Raw genomic sequence first — 15,605 nt, 5'->3', positions numbered from 1 at the left:
CGGGGTGAGACAGCCGGTGGCCAGCCGCTCGCCGTGGGTGTTCTGGATCAGCCGCTGCAGATTGGTGCAGCGCGTCGTCCCGGCCGGTCGTGGGACGGCAGGGTGATCTGGGCCATTTCCTCGCCGCGGATGTCGAGGTCGGCCGGGGCGGTCTGGCGGTAGAACTTCAGGTGATCCGGACGATCCGGACCGAACATCACCAACCGCGTCTCCGGGGTGAAGAAGTAGAAGTTGTCGAAGTCGACGTGGGCGGCCTGGCCGAAGTCGGACACCACGGAAAAGGCGGCGACCATCACCCGCTGTTCCGCCACGGTCATCCGGTCGGCGTCGCGCAGGAAGGCGCCCATGCCATAGATCCAACGGCCGGAAGCCGTCGCATGGCCGTCGAAATAGTCCGGCCGGCTGCGTCGCGTGCCATCAGGCTTCCGCGGAAAGAAATCGTCATTCAGCCGCGCCACATCGGCGTCGGTCAGATGGTGGATGCGGCGGGCGAGCTCCTGCCCCGCGGCCGCCTGCAGGCTGCTGAGCTTGTTGAAGCGGCGATCGATATTGGTGCTGCGTTCACGCACATAGTCCGACAGGAAATCGATCTGCCGATGGGTCAGGTTCTGCTGGAACACGAAGAAGGCGCCCGTGGCGCCGAGAATCGTCACGACCGCCGACATGAGGCCGACGCTGATCAGAAATCTGCGAGACAGAGATCGCATGCCGACGTGCCGACGCCCCAAGTGGACCTTCAATCTAGAAGCGTAGTTATTGCGGCGGAGTTTACGCTGTCGCGGGGCGGCTAGGCTGCAGCGGCGGCCTGCGCTAGACGAAGCCCATGCCTATCAAGGAAATCCTGGTCGACGCGCGGGGACACCGCTGTCCGGTGCCGACCCTGCGCCTGCGCCGTGCGCTTGAGGACGCCCCGGCGGACGTCGCCGTCAGGCTGTTGGCGGACGATCCGCTGGCGCGAATCGACGTGCCCCACTTCGCCGCGGGCGCCGGCTTCGTGATTCTCGACCGGTCCGAGGCCGACGGCGTGCTGAAATTCCTGATCGGGCGGCCGAGCTAGGCCGACAGGCGGGCCTTGGCGTCGGCCTCGACCGCGAGCTCGATCTCGGTCGCCAGGGCGCCGCCGAAGAACACCGCGTTCACGTTCCAGGACAGCCAGATCAGGAACACGACGACGGCGGCGACCGAACCATAGGTCGCGCCCAGGTGGGCGATCTGCTCGACATAGAAGGCGCTGGCCCAGGACATGAACATGCTGAGCACCGCGGCCGAGGCGCCGCCAGTGATCGAGGCCGCCCAGGCCACGGGCTTCGAAGACATGGCGAAGCGATAGATCAGACTCATGGCGAGGGTGATGCCGAAGCTCGCCCAGGTCCATTCGCTGTACAGCCAGGGCACGCCCTGCAGCGGCTTGAGGTCGAAGGCCGCCGCGATGAAGCGCAGATAGAGGAAGGCGACCGAAAGGAAACCCAGCAGGAAGAAGGCGGCGATCAACACCAGCAGGGCCATGAGATTGAACCCGAAGAAGCCGCGCGGCGCCTCCTCGTCATGGATGAAGGACAGGCCGGCCAGCAGCGCCTTGAAGCCGCGATGGGCCGCGTAGCCGCCGATGATCACCGCGACGCCCGACTGGGTCGAGATGGCGCGCAAGGGCGCGTGCACCAGCCGGCCGAGCTCTTCCTGAAACAGACCCCGGGCCCCGGCCGGCATCAGCCGCGACATGACCTCGGCCTGGTGCGCCGCCGAGCTTGGGTCGGACAGCAGGCTGTAGACCCCGACCAGGATCGCGAGGCCCGGAAACACCGCCAGCATTATGAAGAACGAGACGCCGCCCACATAGAGCATGACGTCGCGGCCCCAGAGCCGGGTCAGGGCCTTGCCGAAGATCGACAGCCCCAGCCTCAGCCAGTGCACGGGATCCCAATTCACCGCGCGCAGGCGCTGCAAGCTCGTCTGAAACGACATGGGGGGACGTTGGTGAAGCTGGGCGGGGATGGCAAGGCCAAACCCCCGCCGCCTGGGACGAGAAACGGCGCGTCACCGGGTAGGTGACGCGCCGTCGATGGGCGTGTCTCGCCATCTGGCCGGTCGTCGCTCGAGGGACGGGAGATTGCGGCGACCAACCTGTGAAGAGATTGCCGGATCGGGGCTGAACCCCAGCTGAACGGGTCTGGCGGGCCCCGTTCAGACCCGGGCGGCGGCGTGGCGGCTTTCCATGCCGGGCTGCGCAGGCTATCCGGGGACCCGTTAAGCCGATCCGTCCGCGCAGTGACGCGGGACGCCATCAGCCAGGGACCCAGCCATGACATCCAAGATCTGCCTTTCCGTCGGCGCCGCCTTGCTCGTCGCCGCCTGCGGCCCCTCCGCCAGCAACGCCCCTGCCCCCGCCAAGGCGAAGTCCGGCGGCGGCCGCCAGGAGGTCTGGGCCGCAGGATCATCGACCGTGTTCCCCTTCGCCACCCGGGTCGCCGAAAACGTGGCCCGCACGGGCGGCGGCCGTCCGGCCAAGGTCGAATCGCTTGGCACCGGGGGCGGCTTCAAGCTGTTCTGCGGCGGGCCCGGCGCGGCTATCCGGACATCGCCGACGCCTCCCGCCCGATCAAGAAGTCGGAGTTCGACAAGTGCGTCGCCAATGGGGTGACCGACATCGTCGAGATCAAGATCGGCTATGACGGCATCGTCATCTCCAACGCCAAGGGCGGCGCCGCCTACGACTTCAAGCTCGAGCAGGTCTATCGCGGCCTCGCCGCCCAGCTGCCGGCCGGAAGCGCTTTCGAGAAGAACAAGTTCAAGACCTGGAACGAGGTCGATCCCGCCCTGCCGAAGGAACCGATCCTGGTCTACGGCCCGCCCCCGACCTCGGGCACCCGCGACGCCTTCGTGGAGCTCGCCCTGGAGAAGGGCGCCCGCAAGCTGCCGGTGATGGAGGCGCTGCACGCGGCCAAGGAAGACGAATTCAAGGCCAAGACCCATACGCTGCGCGGCGAAGGGGCCTGGGTCGACGCCGGCGAAAACGATAATGCCATCGTCCAGACACTCGAGAAGACGCCTCACGCCCTGGGCGTGTTCGGTTACTCGTTCCTCGAGAACAACATGGACAAGGTGAAAGCCGCCAAGATCGAAGGCGTGACCCCGACCTTCGCCACCATTTCCAGCGGCGCCTATCCGCTGTCGCGATCGCTCTACATCTACGTGAAGAAGGCGAATATCGGCGTGACGCCGGGCCTGCGGGAGTTCGTCGAGGCGTTCGTGTCCGACGGGGCCACCGGCAAGGGCGGCTATTTGCAGGAACGCGGCCTGATCCCGCTGCCGCCGGAAGATCACGCGGCTCAGAAGGCCATCGCCAAGACCCTGCCGACGATCTCGGCCCCGAAGTCCTGAGGATGAAGGCTCGTCCCGGGCGCGGGCCCGGGACGAGATCCGTTAGGTTCAGCCGTTCAGCGCGCCGGCGCTCTTGAGCGCCTCGATGGCGTCGGCGCTGAAGCCCCAGTCAGACAGGGCCTCCCGGTCATGGGCGCCGATCGCTGGCGGCGGGCCCTGGATCGCGCCGGGGGTCTCGGAGAAGCGCGGCGCGGGCGCCGGCTGGATGACCCCGCCCACCTCGACAAAGGTCTGACGCGCGACGTTGTGCTTGTGCTTGGGCGCCTCGTCGAGATCGAGGACCGGGGCGAAGCAGACATCTGTGGCGTCCATGATCTCGCACCACTCGGCCTGGGTCTTTTTACCGATCACCTCGGCGAGCTTGGCGCGCAGGTTATCCCACTCGCCCCGGTTCATCTGAGCTGCGAAGGCAGGATCAGTAATGCCCGTCTTTTCAAGCAGTAGCGCGTAGAACTGAGGTTCGATCGAACCGATCGAGATCCACTTGCCGTCGGCGCATTGATAGGTGTCGTAGAAGTGCGCGCCGCCGTCGAGCAGGTTGGTGCGACGGTCGTTGCTCCAGCCGCCGCCGGCCTTGAAGCCGTAGAACATGGCCATCAGCGAGGCCGCGCCGTCGCTCATGGCGCAGTCGATGACCTGACCCTTGCCGGTCTCGCGGGCCTGGATCACGCCCGCCAGGATGCCGAACGCCAGATAGAGCGCGCCGCCGCCGAAGTCGCCCACCAGGTTCAGGGGCGGGACCGGCTTGTCCTTGGTGCCGATGGCGTGCAGGGCGCCGGTGATCGCGATGTAGTTCATGTCGTGGCCGGCGGCGTTGGCGTAGGGCCCGAACTGGCCCCAGCCCGTCATGCGGCCATAGACCAGCTTCGGATTGCGCTTCAGGGCGACATCGGGGCCGAGGCCCAGCCGTTCCATCACGCCCGGACGGAAGCCCTCGAACACCACGTCGGCGGTCTCCAGCAGCTTCAGGCAGGTCTCGATGGCGGCCGGGTTCTTCAGGTCCAGGCCGATGGAGCGCCGGCCGCGGGCGGTGATGTCGGCTGGAGAGGCGCGGCCCTGGCCCTTGCGATCGATCCGGATCACATCGGCGCCGAGGTCGGACAGCAGCATGCCGCAGAACGGGCCAGGCCCGATCCCCGCGAACTCCACGATCTTCAGGCCTGTCAGCGGTCCCTGGCGCATGTCTCAACTCCCTTGGTTTGGTGACGATCTAGCCGCCCTGACGCGTGGTCAGCCAAGCCTCAGCCGCCGCCGGGCAGAGACTGGCCGTCGTCGATGGTGAACAGCGCGCCCGAGATCGCCCGGGCGGCGGGGCCGGCCAGCATCAGGAGCGGCGCGTCGAGATCGCTCGCCTCCATCAGGCGCCGGCGCGGGAAGCCCTTCATTTGCTTCTGTCCGCCCTCTTCCTTGAACCAGGCGGAATTGATGTCGGTCTCGATATAGCCGGGGCAGATGCCGTTGACCGCGATGCCCTTGCGCGACCATTCCCGCGCCAGGCTCTTGGTCAGCATGGCGGCCGCCGATTTCGAGGCGTTGTAGGCCGACAGGCCCGGCAGGACCGTGAAGCTGGCGATCGAGGCGATATTGATGATCCGCGCCTGGCCCGCCGCTGCGGTTCCATTGGCGAGCATCAGTCTGGCGGCCGCCTGGGCCGCGAAGAACACGCCCCGGACATTGACGTCGAAGGTGCGGTCCCAGTCCTCGATGCTGAGGTCGAGCGCCAGCCCCTCCCCGCCGACCCCGGCGTTGTTGACTAGGATCGAAATGGGGCCGAGTGCGGTCTCGATCTCGTCGAAGGCCGGAGCGATGGCGTGGGCGTCCGCGACATCCAGCCGCAGGGCCATGGCGCGGCCGCCCTCGGCGGCGATCTCGCCGGCCAGGGCCTCGACCATGTCCAGGCGGCGCGCGGTCACCGCGACCGCAGCGCCCGCGCCGGCCAGCACCCGTGCAAAGTGTGCGCCCAGGCCGCCCGAGGCGCCCGTGATCACCGCCGTCTGGCCGCTCAGAACCTTTTCCATCCCCAACTCCCTGTCTCGAGGGCAAGGCATCCCTCGCGCCCGCGTGCGCCACTGTATATTCTGGCCGGATCGCGATTCCGCCCCCAGGCTCGGGTCGCAGGGTCTAGTCGAGTCAAGGGTTGCAGGGAATGGCCACTGGCGTCCATGCGCGAGTTCTGATTGTGGCGCGTGACGACGCCCTGGCGGGGCCACTCGCCGAGGGGCTGGATCGTCTTGGCTGGCGCACGGTCACGGCGCGCGGACCCTATGCCGCGATCGCGGCCCTGGGCGACCTGGCCGTGGAAGCGGCGATCATCGACCTGAAGAGCAGCGGCCATGAGGCCCTGACCCTGGCGCGGCGCCTGCGCGCGGCCTGTGCGCCCCGCCGCCTGCCGGTCATCGCCATCGGCGATCCGGACCCCGAACTCGACGCCTATGGTTTCGACCTGACCCTCGCCCCGCCGGTTCACCCGGCCCAGCTGGTCCTGCGCCTGGAGACCCTGGTGCGGATGGCGGTCGCCGAGGAGGAGTTCGAACTCCGGCTCGAGACCTTCGCCGAGCGCGGTCGCCGCCTCGACATGCCCGAGCCCGACGGAAGCCCGTTCCACGTCCTGGCGATCGGCGAGCCCGCCCCGCAGTTCCTGGCCCTGTCCAACGCCCTGACCCGGTCGGGCGCGGAGGTCGTCGGCGCCTTCACCGCCTACACGGCCTTCGACTATCTGCACGAGCGGCCGTTCGACGCCGTGGTTCTGTGGGCCGGCGATAACAGCCAGGAGGCCTTGTCGATCGCCGCGGGCATGCGCCGCAATACCCGGCTCTATCACACGCCCGCCCTGCTCTACATGCGCCAGGAGAGCTATGTGACCATGTCGGAGGCCTATCATCGGGGCATCTCCGACGTGGCCTCACCCGAGACGCCCGAGGTCGAGACGGCCAAGCGGGTGATCGAGCTGGCGCGGTGTCATCGCCGCCAGACCTCCATCCGCCGCGCCCTGGAACGGGCCCGAAGCTCGGGCCTGATGGACGCCGCCACGGGCCTGTTCACCCGCGACCTGTTCGCCAGCCATCTGGGCCGCCTGGCCCAGGCGTCGCGCAAGCGGAACCGCCCCCTGTCGGTCTGTGTGCTCAAGGTCGCCGAGCGGCCGGAGGTCACCCTCGCCCGCAAGTCCGGCTGGCTGGATCGCGCCATTCCACAGATCGGCTCCATGATCAGCCGCCTGGTGCGGGTCGAGGACACCGCCGCCCGCCTGGGGCCGGAGGTCTTCGCCCTGGCCCTGCCCGCCACCCCTCAGGCCTCGGCCCGGGCGGCCGGGGAGCGGATCGCAGCGGTCATCGGCTGCACAGCTTTCGAGAACGGCGACGGCAAGCCGCCATTCGTGGTTGAATTCGACATCGGGGTGGCTGAGGTTGGCAGCGCCGAGGGCGTCGGCAAGGCGCTCGAACAGGCCGCCGCCCGCGCGGCCCAGCAGCACGCGAGCTGATCTCGCCTCCGTTCGGGGAGCCTGAATGTCGAATCCCACTGCGCCCGCCGGGCTTGGAGCGCTGCCCTACATCCTGCCGGTCGCGGTCCTGGCCCTGGTGCTGGTGCGGGGCGCTCGGCCGCGCACCCTGGTGATTGAGCGGCTTTGGATATCCCCGGCCCTGATCATGACCATGGCCTCGCTGCTGATCTTCGCCCAGGGCGCCATGTCGTTCTCCGGCATGGTTCTGCAGATCGTCGCCGTCCTGATCGGCGCAGGGCTCGGCTGGTGGCGCGGCAGCCTGACCCAGCTGTCGATCGATCCCCAGACCCACACCTTGACCTCCAAGGTTTCGCCCGTGGGACTGGCGCTGCTCGGTGTGATCTTTCTGGCGCGCTTCGGCCTGAGGTCGTTCGCCATGAGCCACCCCGGCGCCTTCCACGCCTCGGTTCCGGAACTGACCGACGCCATGCTGCTGCTGGCCGTCGGCCTGATCTGCGCCCAGCGGCTGGAGGTCTGGATCCGGGCGCGCCAGATGCTGGCTGACGCCCGGGGCTGCTAGGGCGGCCCGTCTAGTTCTGGCCCATCGCCTTGTCGACGAATTTGGTGGCGTCGGAGAGCGCGTGCATCTGGGGCCCCATCGCCTGAACGCACTGCTCGGCTGCGCGCCCTATCCCCTCTTCGGTGAAGGGCGGCGCCGCGGCCTGAAGGAGCGCGCCAAGGTCCTGGCCGGAGGTCTCGAGCGAGAGGCGGCCGGCGTAGTACATGGCGATGGCGCCGGCCTGGGCTTCCTCGGTCTTGTCCGTGGCCTTATCCGCCAGGGCCGAATAGGCGACCACGCAACGGGCGTCGTCGGACACGGCGGCGATGGCCGGCGCCGCTGCAAAGGCCAGGCGGGCCGCCGCCGTCGCAATGATTGAAAGTCTCATGGTCTCCCCCCGAAGATTTCCAACAGGGTGGAACTAATTAGACAATATGTCCAATGGGCTCGGGTGGAGGGTCAGGCCGCCGCGAGCTTCGACAGTTCGGCCAGCACCCGTTCCGCCGCGCCGAGACGCTGCTCCGGGGTCTCCCATTCGCCCTTCACCACCACCTTGTTGTCGGGGCGGATGCGCCAGGCGACCTGATTCTTCTGGACGAACTGGACCAGGGCGAGCGGGTTCTTGAACTGATCATTGCGGAAGCTGACGACCGCGCCCTTGGGCCCGACGTCGATCTTTGCGACATTGGCCTCGCGGCACAGGCCCTTGATCGCCACGACCTTGAGCAGCTGGCCGGCTTCGGGCGGCAGGGGCCCGAACCGGTCGATGAGCTCGGCGGCCAGGGCTTCGCGCTCCCCCGACTTCTCGGCGTCGGAAAGACGGCGATAGAGGGCCAGGCGGACATTGAGGTCCGGCACATATTCCTCGGGGATCAGCACGGCGGCGCCGGTGTTGATCTGCGGCGACCAGCCGCGATCGCTGGCGGCCGCGTCCTTGCCCGCCGACAGCTTCAGCTCGGCGACGGCGTCCTCCAGCATCTGCTGATAAAGCTCGACCCCGATCTCGCGGATGTGGCCCGACTGCTCGTCGCCCAGCAGATTGCCGCCGCCGCGCTGGTCGAGGTCGTGGCTAGCCAGTTGGAAGCCGGCGCCCAGGCTGTCGAGGGATTGCAGCACCTTCAGCCGCCGCTCGGCCGAGAGCGTGATCGGCTTCTCGGACGGCGTGGTCATATAGGCGTAGGCCCGCGCCTTGGCCCGGCCGACCCGGCCGCGCAGCTGATAGAGCTGGGCCAGGCCGAACATGTCGGCGCGGTGGATGACAAGCGTGTTGGCGGTCGGGATGTCCAGGCCGCTCTCCACGATCGTGGTGGACAGCAGCACGTCGTACTGACCGTCGTAGAAGGCGGTCATCACCTCCTCGATCTGGGTCGGCGCCATCTGGCCATGACCCACCACGAAGCGGACCTCCGGCACCTGCTCGCGCAGGAACCGCTCCAGTTCTGCGAGATCGGAGATGCGTGGCGCGACGTAATAGGCTTGGCCGCCGCGGTACTTCTCGCGCAGCAGGGCCTCGCGGATCACCACGGGATCGAAGGGCGTGATGTAGGTGCGCACCGCCAGGCGATCGACCGGCGGGGTGGCGATGATCGACATCTCGCGGATACCGGACAGCGCCATCTGCAGGGTGCGCGGAATCGGGGTCGCCGTCAGGGTCAGCATGTGCACGTCGGCGCGAAGCTCTTTGAGCTTCTCCTTGTGCTTGACCCCGAAGTGCTGCTCCTCGTCGACGATGACCAGGCCGAGGTCCTTGAACCCGACCTGCTTGGACAGCACCGCATGGGTGCCGACCACCACCTCGATCTCGCCGCGGTTCAGGCCCTCGCGGGTCTCGGCGGCTTCCTTGGCGGGGACGAGGCGCGACAGGCGCCGCACCTTGATCGGCCAGCCCTGGAAGCGTTCCGAGAAGGTCTTGTAGTGCTGCCGGGCGAGCAGGGTCGTGGGCGCGACGATCGCCACCTGCTGGCCGGTCATGGCCACCACGAAGGCGGCGCGCAGGGCGACCTCGGTCTTGCCGAAGCCGACGTCGCCGCAGATCAGGCGGTCCATCGGCCGTCCGGCCGAAAGGTCCTCGAGGATGTCGTGGATGGCGGCCAGCTGGTCGTCCGTCTCCTCATAGGGGAAGCGGGCGCAGAATTCGTCGAAGACGCCATGCGGCGGCTCGACGGGATCGGTGGATTTCAAGGCGCGCTCGGCGGCGATGCGGATCAGGCCCTCGGCCATCTCTCGCAGCCGCTCCTTGGCGCGGGCCTTGCGGGCCTGCCAGGCCGCGCCGCCCAGGCGGTCGAGCATGACCCCCTCGCCTTCCGCGCCGTAGCGGGTCAGGAGGTCGATGTTCTCGACGGGCAGATAGAGCTTGGCCTCACCGCCATATTGCAGCTCGAGGCAGTCGTGCGGCGCGCCCTGAACGTCCAGGGTCTTCAGACCGTCATAGCGACCGATGCCGTGATCGATATGCACGACCAGGTCGCCTGGCGTGAGCGACGAGGCCTCGGCCAGGAAGTTCGAGGCCCGCCGGCGGCGGCGCGGCCGGGCCAGACGGTCGCCGAGGATGTCGGTTTCCGAGATGACCGCCAGGGTCTCGGTCTCGAAGCCGGACTCCAGCGGCAGGACCACGCGCTGAGGCTTCTTGGGATCGGCGGCCTTGGCCGCGTCCCAATAGGGCGCGAAGGCGACATCCTTCAGCCCGTGGTCATTGAGCATGATCCCCAGGCGCTCGGATGAGCCCTCGGTCCAGGAGGCGAACAGCACCCGCTTGCCGGCCGAAGCCAGCCGCCGGGCGTGATCGGCTGTCGCCTCGAACAGATTGACCGAGTCCTGCTGGCGTTCGGCGACGAAGGCGCGGCCCTGCCGGGCGCCCATGTCGATGACCATCTCGCCCTCGGCCTCCTGGAAGGCGGAGAACCGGCGGCTGGCGCGTTCGGCCAGGCGGGCGCGCCATTCCTCAGGCGTGAGATAGAGCTTGTCGGGATCGAGCGGGTGATAGTGGACCTTGCGGTCCGCCTGGGCGCGGGCGTCGTGGGCGTCGGCGATCATCGCCATGCGCTCTTCGCGGGCCTGGTCGGCTAGGTGGTCGACGCCGATCAGGGCGCTGTCCGGCAGGTAGTCGAAGACAGTCGCCATGTTCGGATAGAACAGGGGCAGCCAGTGCTCCATGCCGGCCCGGCGGCCGCCTTCGCTGACGGTCTCATAGAGCGGGTCGCCGCCAGGGGCGCCGAAGGTCTCGACATAGCCGCGGCGGAACCGGGCTATGCCCTCCTTGTCCAGCAGCACCTCGCTGACCGGCAGCAGGGTGACGTCCTTCAGTTGGCGGGTGGAGCGCTGGGTTTCAGGGTCAAAGCCCCGGATCGATTCCAGGGTGTCGCCGAACAGGTCCAACCGGACCGGCTCCTCGGCGCTCGGCGGGAAGACGTCGATCACCCCGCCACGGATCGCGAATTCACCGCGCTCGGACACGGTGGAGGCGCGCTGATAGCCGTTGATCGCGAAATAGCGCTCCAGCACGGCGATCTCGACCACATGGCCGACCTTGGCCGAATAGGTCGCGCCATCGACCGCCTCGCGGGGCGGAACGCGCTGGATCATGGCCGGCATGGTCGTGACCAGCACAGCCGGCTTCTTGGCGTCCAGGCCCTGGGCCAGGCGGGCCAGGGTCGTCATCCGCTGCGCGGCTATGCCGGCCGAGGGACCGATGCGGTCGTAAGGCAGGCAGTCCCAGGACGGAAACTGCAGGATCTCCACGCCTGGCGCGAAGAATCGGAAGGCGTCGATGAAGGCCGAAAGCCGCGAGCCGTCGCGGGCGACGAACACCGTCAGGCCGCCGCGGGACTTGACGATATCGGCCATGACCAGGGCGTCGAACCCTTCGGGCGCGCCGATCAGGTCGAGACGGCCGGGATCCTGGGCGATGCGACGGGTCTCGGCCTGGGTCGGCGCCCGGAACCCGTCAGCCGCCATGATCGGGATCCCTGGCTTCGAAAGCTTCGAAGCGGAACTGCTTGATCATGTTCATGATATGGCCGTCGAATTCAGGCGGCGTGGGCGCCCGCTCGACGATCCACTCATAGATGTCGTGATCGGGCTGTTCCAGCAGGGCTTCGATCTCGTCGAGCTGTGCGGCGGTGAGGGTGTGGGCGTACTTGTCCGCGAACGGCCCCAGAATGAGGTCCGCTTCCCGAAAGCCCCGGTGCCAGGCCCGGAACTTCAGTCGTCGCAGTCGGGTGTCGTCTTGGGTCATGAGGAACCGGGCATATAGAGCGGCCGGGTCCCCGGCGCCAGCGGTTCCGGCGTCAGTCGCCCCCGAACCAGTCGAAGGTCAGGGCCTTGAAGGTCGCCGTCCCGATCTGCAGGGCGGCGCGCAGGATGATGTCGTCATCCTTCGCCGACTCAGTCTGGGCCCGCTTCAGCGCCGCCATGTCGATCTCACCGTCGAGCTGGATGGGCCCCAGGACCGGATCAACGCCGGTGAAGCTGAGGTGGCCCCCACCGACCTTATAGGCCGTCGGCAGGACCCGAATAGTGTGGGCGTAGACGGTCACGCCGTTCTCGTCCTGGCTCTTGGCGCTGGAGAGGTCCGAGAACTCGAGCATGACCGGCGCATAGGTCGCAATGCGCTCGCCGCGCTCCCACTTGTCGAACTCCTCCTCGGAGCCGATGTGAATCTGGTCGAGTTGCATCACCCCGACCTTCACGTCCTTGTCGGGCGAATAGTAGCCGAACAGGTCCTCACCCTTGGCGTGGCTGAAGCCCGAGAGAGCGGGCGTCGGCGCAGGTTTCGGCGCGACGGCCGGCGCAGCGGCTGGCGCCGTTGCGGGCGGCTTGGAAGCGGCTTGCGGATGACATCCGGCGAGCAGGGCGGCCAGGGCCGCGGCGGTCCACAGGTGACGCATGGTTTCCCCCAAAGCTTGACCGCGAAATGATCATGGAGGACGGCGGGCGTCCAGTTGTCGGGTTATGGTGACGGCCATGCGGCCCGAGATTCTATTCCCCCTGTTCGCGCCGGCCACGACCCTGAAGGGTGTCGGGCCGCGGGTTGCGCCGCTGCTTGAGAAGCTGGCCGGGCCGATCGTCCGCGATGTTCTGTTCCTGGCCCCGCACGCGGTGATCCGGCGTCGCCCGGCGACGGTGGCGACCGCCCTGGAGGGTGAGGTCCAGACCTTCGAGGTCGAGATCGAAGCCTATGTGAAGCCCCGCGGCGCCCAGCCCTGGAAGGTGCGGACCTTCGACGGGACGGGGTTCCTCACCCTCACCTTCTTCGGCAGCTTCGGCGCGCAGCTGGAGCCACGCCATCCGGTGGGGTCCAAGCGCATCGTCAGCGGCAAGGTGGAGCGCTACGGCTCCGAACTGCAGCTCGCCCATCCCGATTACATGGTCGCGCCGGACAAGGCCCATGAGATCCCGGAGCTCGAGGCGGTCTATCCGGCCACCGCCGGCCTGCCGCCCCGTACGGTCCGCAAGTTCGCCCATGAAGCCCTGGAGCGCGCGCCGGAGCTGCCGGAGTGGCAGGACCCCGCCTGGCTGGCGCGGGAAGGTTTCCCCGCCTGGAAGGCGTCGCTGATCCGGCTGCACAGCCCCGCCACCGAGGCCGATCTCTTGCCGACCGCGCCCCATGTGCGCCGGCTGGCCTATGACGAACTGCTGGCGCACCAGTTGGCCATGGCCCAGCGCAAGGCCGACCGAAGGCGCGAGCCGGCCGCGAAGATCCTGGCGGGTCCCATCTCTGACCGCATCGAGGCTGACCTGCCCTTTCGCCTGACCGGCGCCCAGATCCGCGCGCTCTCGGAAATCCGCGGCGACCTGATGGCGGGGGAGCGGATGAGCCGGCTGATCCAGGGCGATGTCGGCTCCGGCAAGACCGTGGTCGCCATGCTGGCCATGGCTGATGTCGCGGCCTCGGGCGGTCAGAGCGCCCTGATGGCCCCGACCGAGATCCTCGCGCGCCAGCACTTCGAGACCCTGTCAGGTCCCCTCGCCGCCCACGGGATCACCGCCGTTCTGCTGACCGGCCGCGACAAGGGCGCCGGGCGGGCCGAGAAGCTGCGCGCCCTGGCCAGCGGTGAGGCCCAGGTGGCGGTCGGCACCCACGCCCTGTTCCAGGACGAGGTCGCCTTTCACCGCCTGGAATTCGCGGTGATCGACGAACAGCACCGGTTCGGGGTGGCCGAGCGCCAGCGCCTGCAGGCCAAGGGCGCCGCCACCCACCTGCTGGCCATGTCGGCGACGCCCATCCCCCGGACCCTGGAGCTGACGCTCTATGGCGACCTGGATGTCAGCCGGATTGATGAGAAGCCGCCAGGCCGCACCCCGGTCGCCACCCGCGCCGTGCCCATGGGTCGAGTCGGCGAGGTCGAGGCCCGGCTGCGGGCCGTTGTGGCCGAAGGCGCCCAGGCCTTCTGGATCTGCCCCCTGGTCTCGGAATCCGAGCTGATCGACCTGAAGGCCGCCGAACAGCGGGCGGCGGAGCTGCGCGAACGGATCGGCCCGGGGGTCGGGCTGGTGCATGGCAAGATGACTGGGGCCGAGAAGGACGCCGTCATGGCCGACTTCGCCGACGGCAAGATCAGCGTGCTGGTCGCCACGACCGTGGTCGAGGTCGGGGTCAATGTGCCCAACGCCACCATCATGGTCATCGAGCAGGCGGAGCGCTTCGGCCTGGCCCAGCTGCACCAGCTGCGCGGTCGGGTCGGACGCGGGCGACGGGAGAGCTCCTGTGTCCTGCTCTATGACCCGCCGCTGTCGGAGAACGCCCAGAAGCGGCTCGACATCCTGCGGCGCACCGACGACGGCTTCCAGATCGCCGAGACGGACCTGGAGCTGCGTGGTGGCGGAGATGCGCTCGGGCTGAAGCAGTCCGGCTTCCCGGCCTATGTCTTCGCCGACCCCTTCGCGCACCGAGACCTGATCGCCGTCGCGGGCGATGACGCCCGCCTGATCCTGGCTCGCGACCCTGAGCTCACCAGTCCTAGGGGCCAGGCGCTGCGGGTCCTTCAGGAGCTGTTCGACTGGCGCGCGGCCTCGACGCTCAAGGACGCCGGATGATCCGCCCGTTCAGGGCGTGAACCGGCGACGGTTTCAGCGGAATGCTGGTGGTGATGGCCGGGGCCGGCTGGTGGAAGGTCGGATCGGCCAGCAGGGCGGCGACCCGCGCCTTCGCGTCGGTCTCCAGGTCGGCATAGAACAGGTTGTAGCCGGGCACCTTCTGCCGGTCCGCCCAGTCGCCCTGGGGCTTCAACATGCTGGCCTTGGGGCGCGAGATGCGCAGCACGCCGTTGCGGCACTGGGCGCTGACCTGGCGGGTCAGGAACGGCGGGCGCGCGCCCCACTCCAGCCCCGTCGCATTGGCCGCGCCCATTCCCAGCTTGGCTGGGGCGAAGGCCGTCGTCGTGGCCCCCAGGAGCGGATTGAAGCACAGGGGCAGACGGCCGTGCAGGTTCTCCAGCTGAGCGCCGTCGGCCCAGACCAGGGAGCGGTCGACCACGTCCTTGGCGGTCTGGGGATCATTGTCGAAAGCCGAGACCCAGGCGGCCAGACAACCGGCCTCGGCCCTCTGCCGGCAAGGGGTGATGGGCGGGGAGTCGGCGGGTGTGGCCGCCTCGATCATATAGGCGCCGGCCAGGCGGGCCTTGAGCGCGGGATCGGTCGCCACTTCCTCGGCCAGCAGGCGCTCGGCCAAGGTGCCCCCCTGCTCCACCCCGACAATCAGGAAGGGGCGGCCATTGTTATAGGCCTGGACATAGCGCCGGAAGGCGGCGGCGACGTCTGCATAGGCGAAGCGCCGGGCCTCGCGGGCGTCCTCGCGCAGGGTCATCAGGGTGTAGAGGCTGGCCTGGCGGTAGCGCGGGGCGAACAGGCGTCCGGCGCGCTGGAACGGCCCGGCATAGTTCGGGGCGATCATCCGGCGAAACAGGCGGTCGACCTTCACGTCGTCGATCGGGGCGTTCCAGTGCACCCCGCCATTGAAGGCGGTCGGGCTGATGAAGAAGACGTCGGCCGGCGGATCGGTCGGCGCCCAGATCTCGGGTTTGGCCGGCATCAGGGCCCATGCGGCGCGCTGCGAATAGTCCGGCGCCGGCGGCGGGCTGTAGATCTGGAACGGCTCCTTGGGATCGAGCGTGGTCCGCAGGATGTCGTCGCGCCAGATGAAGGCCGCGGTCGCCAACAGGGTGACGACGGCCGCCAGGGCCCACATGATCCACCGCCTGATGGGACGATCCGCCATGTCCCTTGCCTATA

The 15,605-nt window shown here is 68.6% G+C and carries 13 protein-coding genes and 1 pseudogene; 5 read left to right on the top strand and 9 right to left on the bottom strand.

Annotated features, from left to right (window positions below):
• Nucleotides 1-47: 47 nt before the first annotated feature.
• On the bottom strand, nucleotides 48-707 hold the full coding sequence (locus MQH10_RS12420; protein ID WP_242564361.1) for a hypothetical protein: 660 nt from the start codon (nucleotides 705-707) through the stop codon (nucleotides 48-50).
• Between the two features lie 116 nt (nucleotides 708-823).
• Between MQH10_RS12420 and MQH10_RS12415 the strand changes: the two genes are divergently transcribed.
• A complete protein-coding gene (locus tag MQH10_RS12415; protein WP_242564360.1) occupies nucleotides 824-1,057 on the top strand; it encodes a sulfurtransferase TusA family protein in 234 nt (77 codons plus the stop codon).
• Here MQH10_RS12415 and MQH10_RS12410 read toward each other — a convergent pair.
• Nucleotides 1,054-1,962 carry a YihY/virulence factor BrkB family protein gene (locus tag MQH10_RS12410; protein ID WP_242564359.1) on the bottom strand — a complete coding sequence of 303 codons (909 nt, stop codon included), beginning with the start codon at nucleotides 1,960-1,962 and terminating at the stop codon, nucleotides 1,054-1,056. The two genes, MQH10_RS12415 and MQH10_RS12410, sit on opposite strands and share 4 nt — an antisense overlap.
• 337 nt (nucleotides 1,963-2,299) lie before the next feature.
• Between MQH10_RS12410 and MQH10_RS12405 the strand changes: the two are divergent.
• Nucleotides 2,300-3,378: pseudogene (locus MQH10_RS12405) on the top strand (substrate-binding domain-containing protein).
• A gap of 48 nt (nucleotides 3,379-3,426) precedes the next feature.
• On the opposite strand, the gene MQH10_RS12400 reads toward MQH10_RS12405, so the two are convergent.
• On the bottom strand, nucleotides 3,427-4,560 hold the full coding sequence (locus MQH10_RS12400; RefSeq protein WP_242564358.1) for a CaiB/BaiF CoA transferase family protein: 1,134 nt from the start codon (nucleotides 4,558-4,560) through the stop codon (nucleotides 3,427-3,429).
• A gap of 59 nt (nucleotides 4,561-4,619) precedes the next feature.
• Entirely contained in the window at nucleotides 4,620-5,396 is a 777-nt protein-coding gene (locus MQH10_RS12395) for an SDR family NAD(P)-dependent oxidoreductase (RefSeq protein WP_242564357.1), read from the bottom strand.
• Nucleotides 5,397-5,524: 128 nt separating this feature from the next.
• Here MQH10_RS12395 and MQH10_RS12390 point away from each other — a divergent pair, with 128 nt between their 5' ends.
• Nucleotides 5,525-6,856, top strand: a complete 1,332-nt coding sequence (locus MQH10_RS12390; protein WP_242564356.1) for a diguanylate cyclase domain-containing protein — start codon at nucleotides 5,525-5,527, stop codon at nucleotides 6,854-6,856.
• Between the two features lie 25 nt (nucleotides 6,857-6,881).
• Entirely contained in the window at nucleotides 6,882-7,397 is a 516-nt protein-coding gene (locus MQH10_RS12385; RefSeq protein ID WP_242564355.1) for a CcdC protein domain-containing protein, read from the top strand.
• A 10-nt stretch (nucleotides 7,398-7,407) separates the two neighbouring features.
• On the opposite strand, the gene MQH10_RS12380 is transcribed toward MQH10_RS12385, so the two are convergent.
• The 4 genes from MQH10_RS12380 to MQH10_RS12365 all read right to left on the bottom strand — a co-directional run bounded on the left by MQH10_RS12380 (nucleotide 7,408) and on the right by MQH10_RS12365 (nucleotide 12,262).
• Nucleotides 7,408-7,764 (bottom strand): hypothetical protein, encoded by a 357-nt coding sequence (locus tag MQH10_RS12380; RefSeq protein WP_242564354.1) that lies wholly within the window; start codon nucleotides 7,762-7,764, stop codon nucleotides 7,408-7,410.
• A gap of 71 nt (nucleotides 7,765-7,835) precedes the next feature.
• Nucleotides 7,836-11,330 carry a transcription-repair coupling factor gene (gene mfd, locus MQH10_RS12375; protein WP_242564353.1) on the bottom strand — a complete coding sequence of 1,165 codons (3,495 nt, stop codon included), beginning with the start codon at nucleotides 11,328-11,330 and terminating at the stop codon, nucleotides 7,836-7,838.
• Entirely contained in the window at nucleotides 11,320-11,610 is a 291-nt protein-coding gene (locus tag MQH10_RS12370) for an FAD assembly factor SdhE (protein WP_242564352.1), read from the bottom strand. Before MQH10_RS12370 ends, mfd begins: the two co-directional genes overlap by 11 nt.
• 52 nt (nucleotides 11,611-11,662) lie before the next feature.
• A complete protein-coding gene (locus tag MQH10_RS12365) occupies nucleotides 11,663-12,262 on the bottom strand; it encodes a hypothetical protein (RefSeq protein ID WP_242564351.1) in 600 nt (199 codons plus the stop codon).
• Nucleotides 12,263-12,338: 76 nt separating this feature from the next.
• Here MQH10_RS12365 and recG point away from each other — a divergent pair, with 76 nt between their 5' ends.
• Entirely contained in the window at nucleotides 12,339-14,411 is a 2,073-nt protein-coding gene (gene recG / locus MQH10_RS12360) for an ATP-dependent DNA helicase RecG (RefSeq protein WP_242564350.1), read from the top strand.
• On the opposite strand, the gene MQH10_RS12355 is transcribed toward recG, so the two are convergent.
• Nucleotides 14,395-15,591: a DUF3089 domain-containing protein gene (locus MQH10_RS12355; protein WP_242564349.1), complete on the bottom strand. Its 1,197-nt coding sequence runs from the start codon at nucleotides 15,589-15,591 to the stop codon at nucleotides 14,395-14,397. The genes recG and MQH10_RS12355 overlap by 17 nt on opposite strands.
• Nucleotides 15,592-15,605 lie beyond the last annotated feature (14 nt).

Origin of the sequence: Phenylobacterium aquaticum, from assembly GCF_022695515.1 — a bacterium.
In the GTDB taxonomy this organism is placed as follows: domain Bacteria; phylum Pseudomonadota; class Alphaproteobacteria; order Caulobacterales; family Caulobacteraceae; genus Phenylobacterium; species Phenylobacterium aquaticum.
The sequence above is the reverse complement of the archived record's forward strand: the minus strand, read 5'-3'. Positions and strand labels throughout refer to the sequence as shown.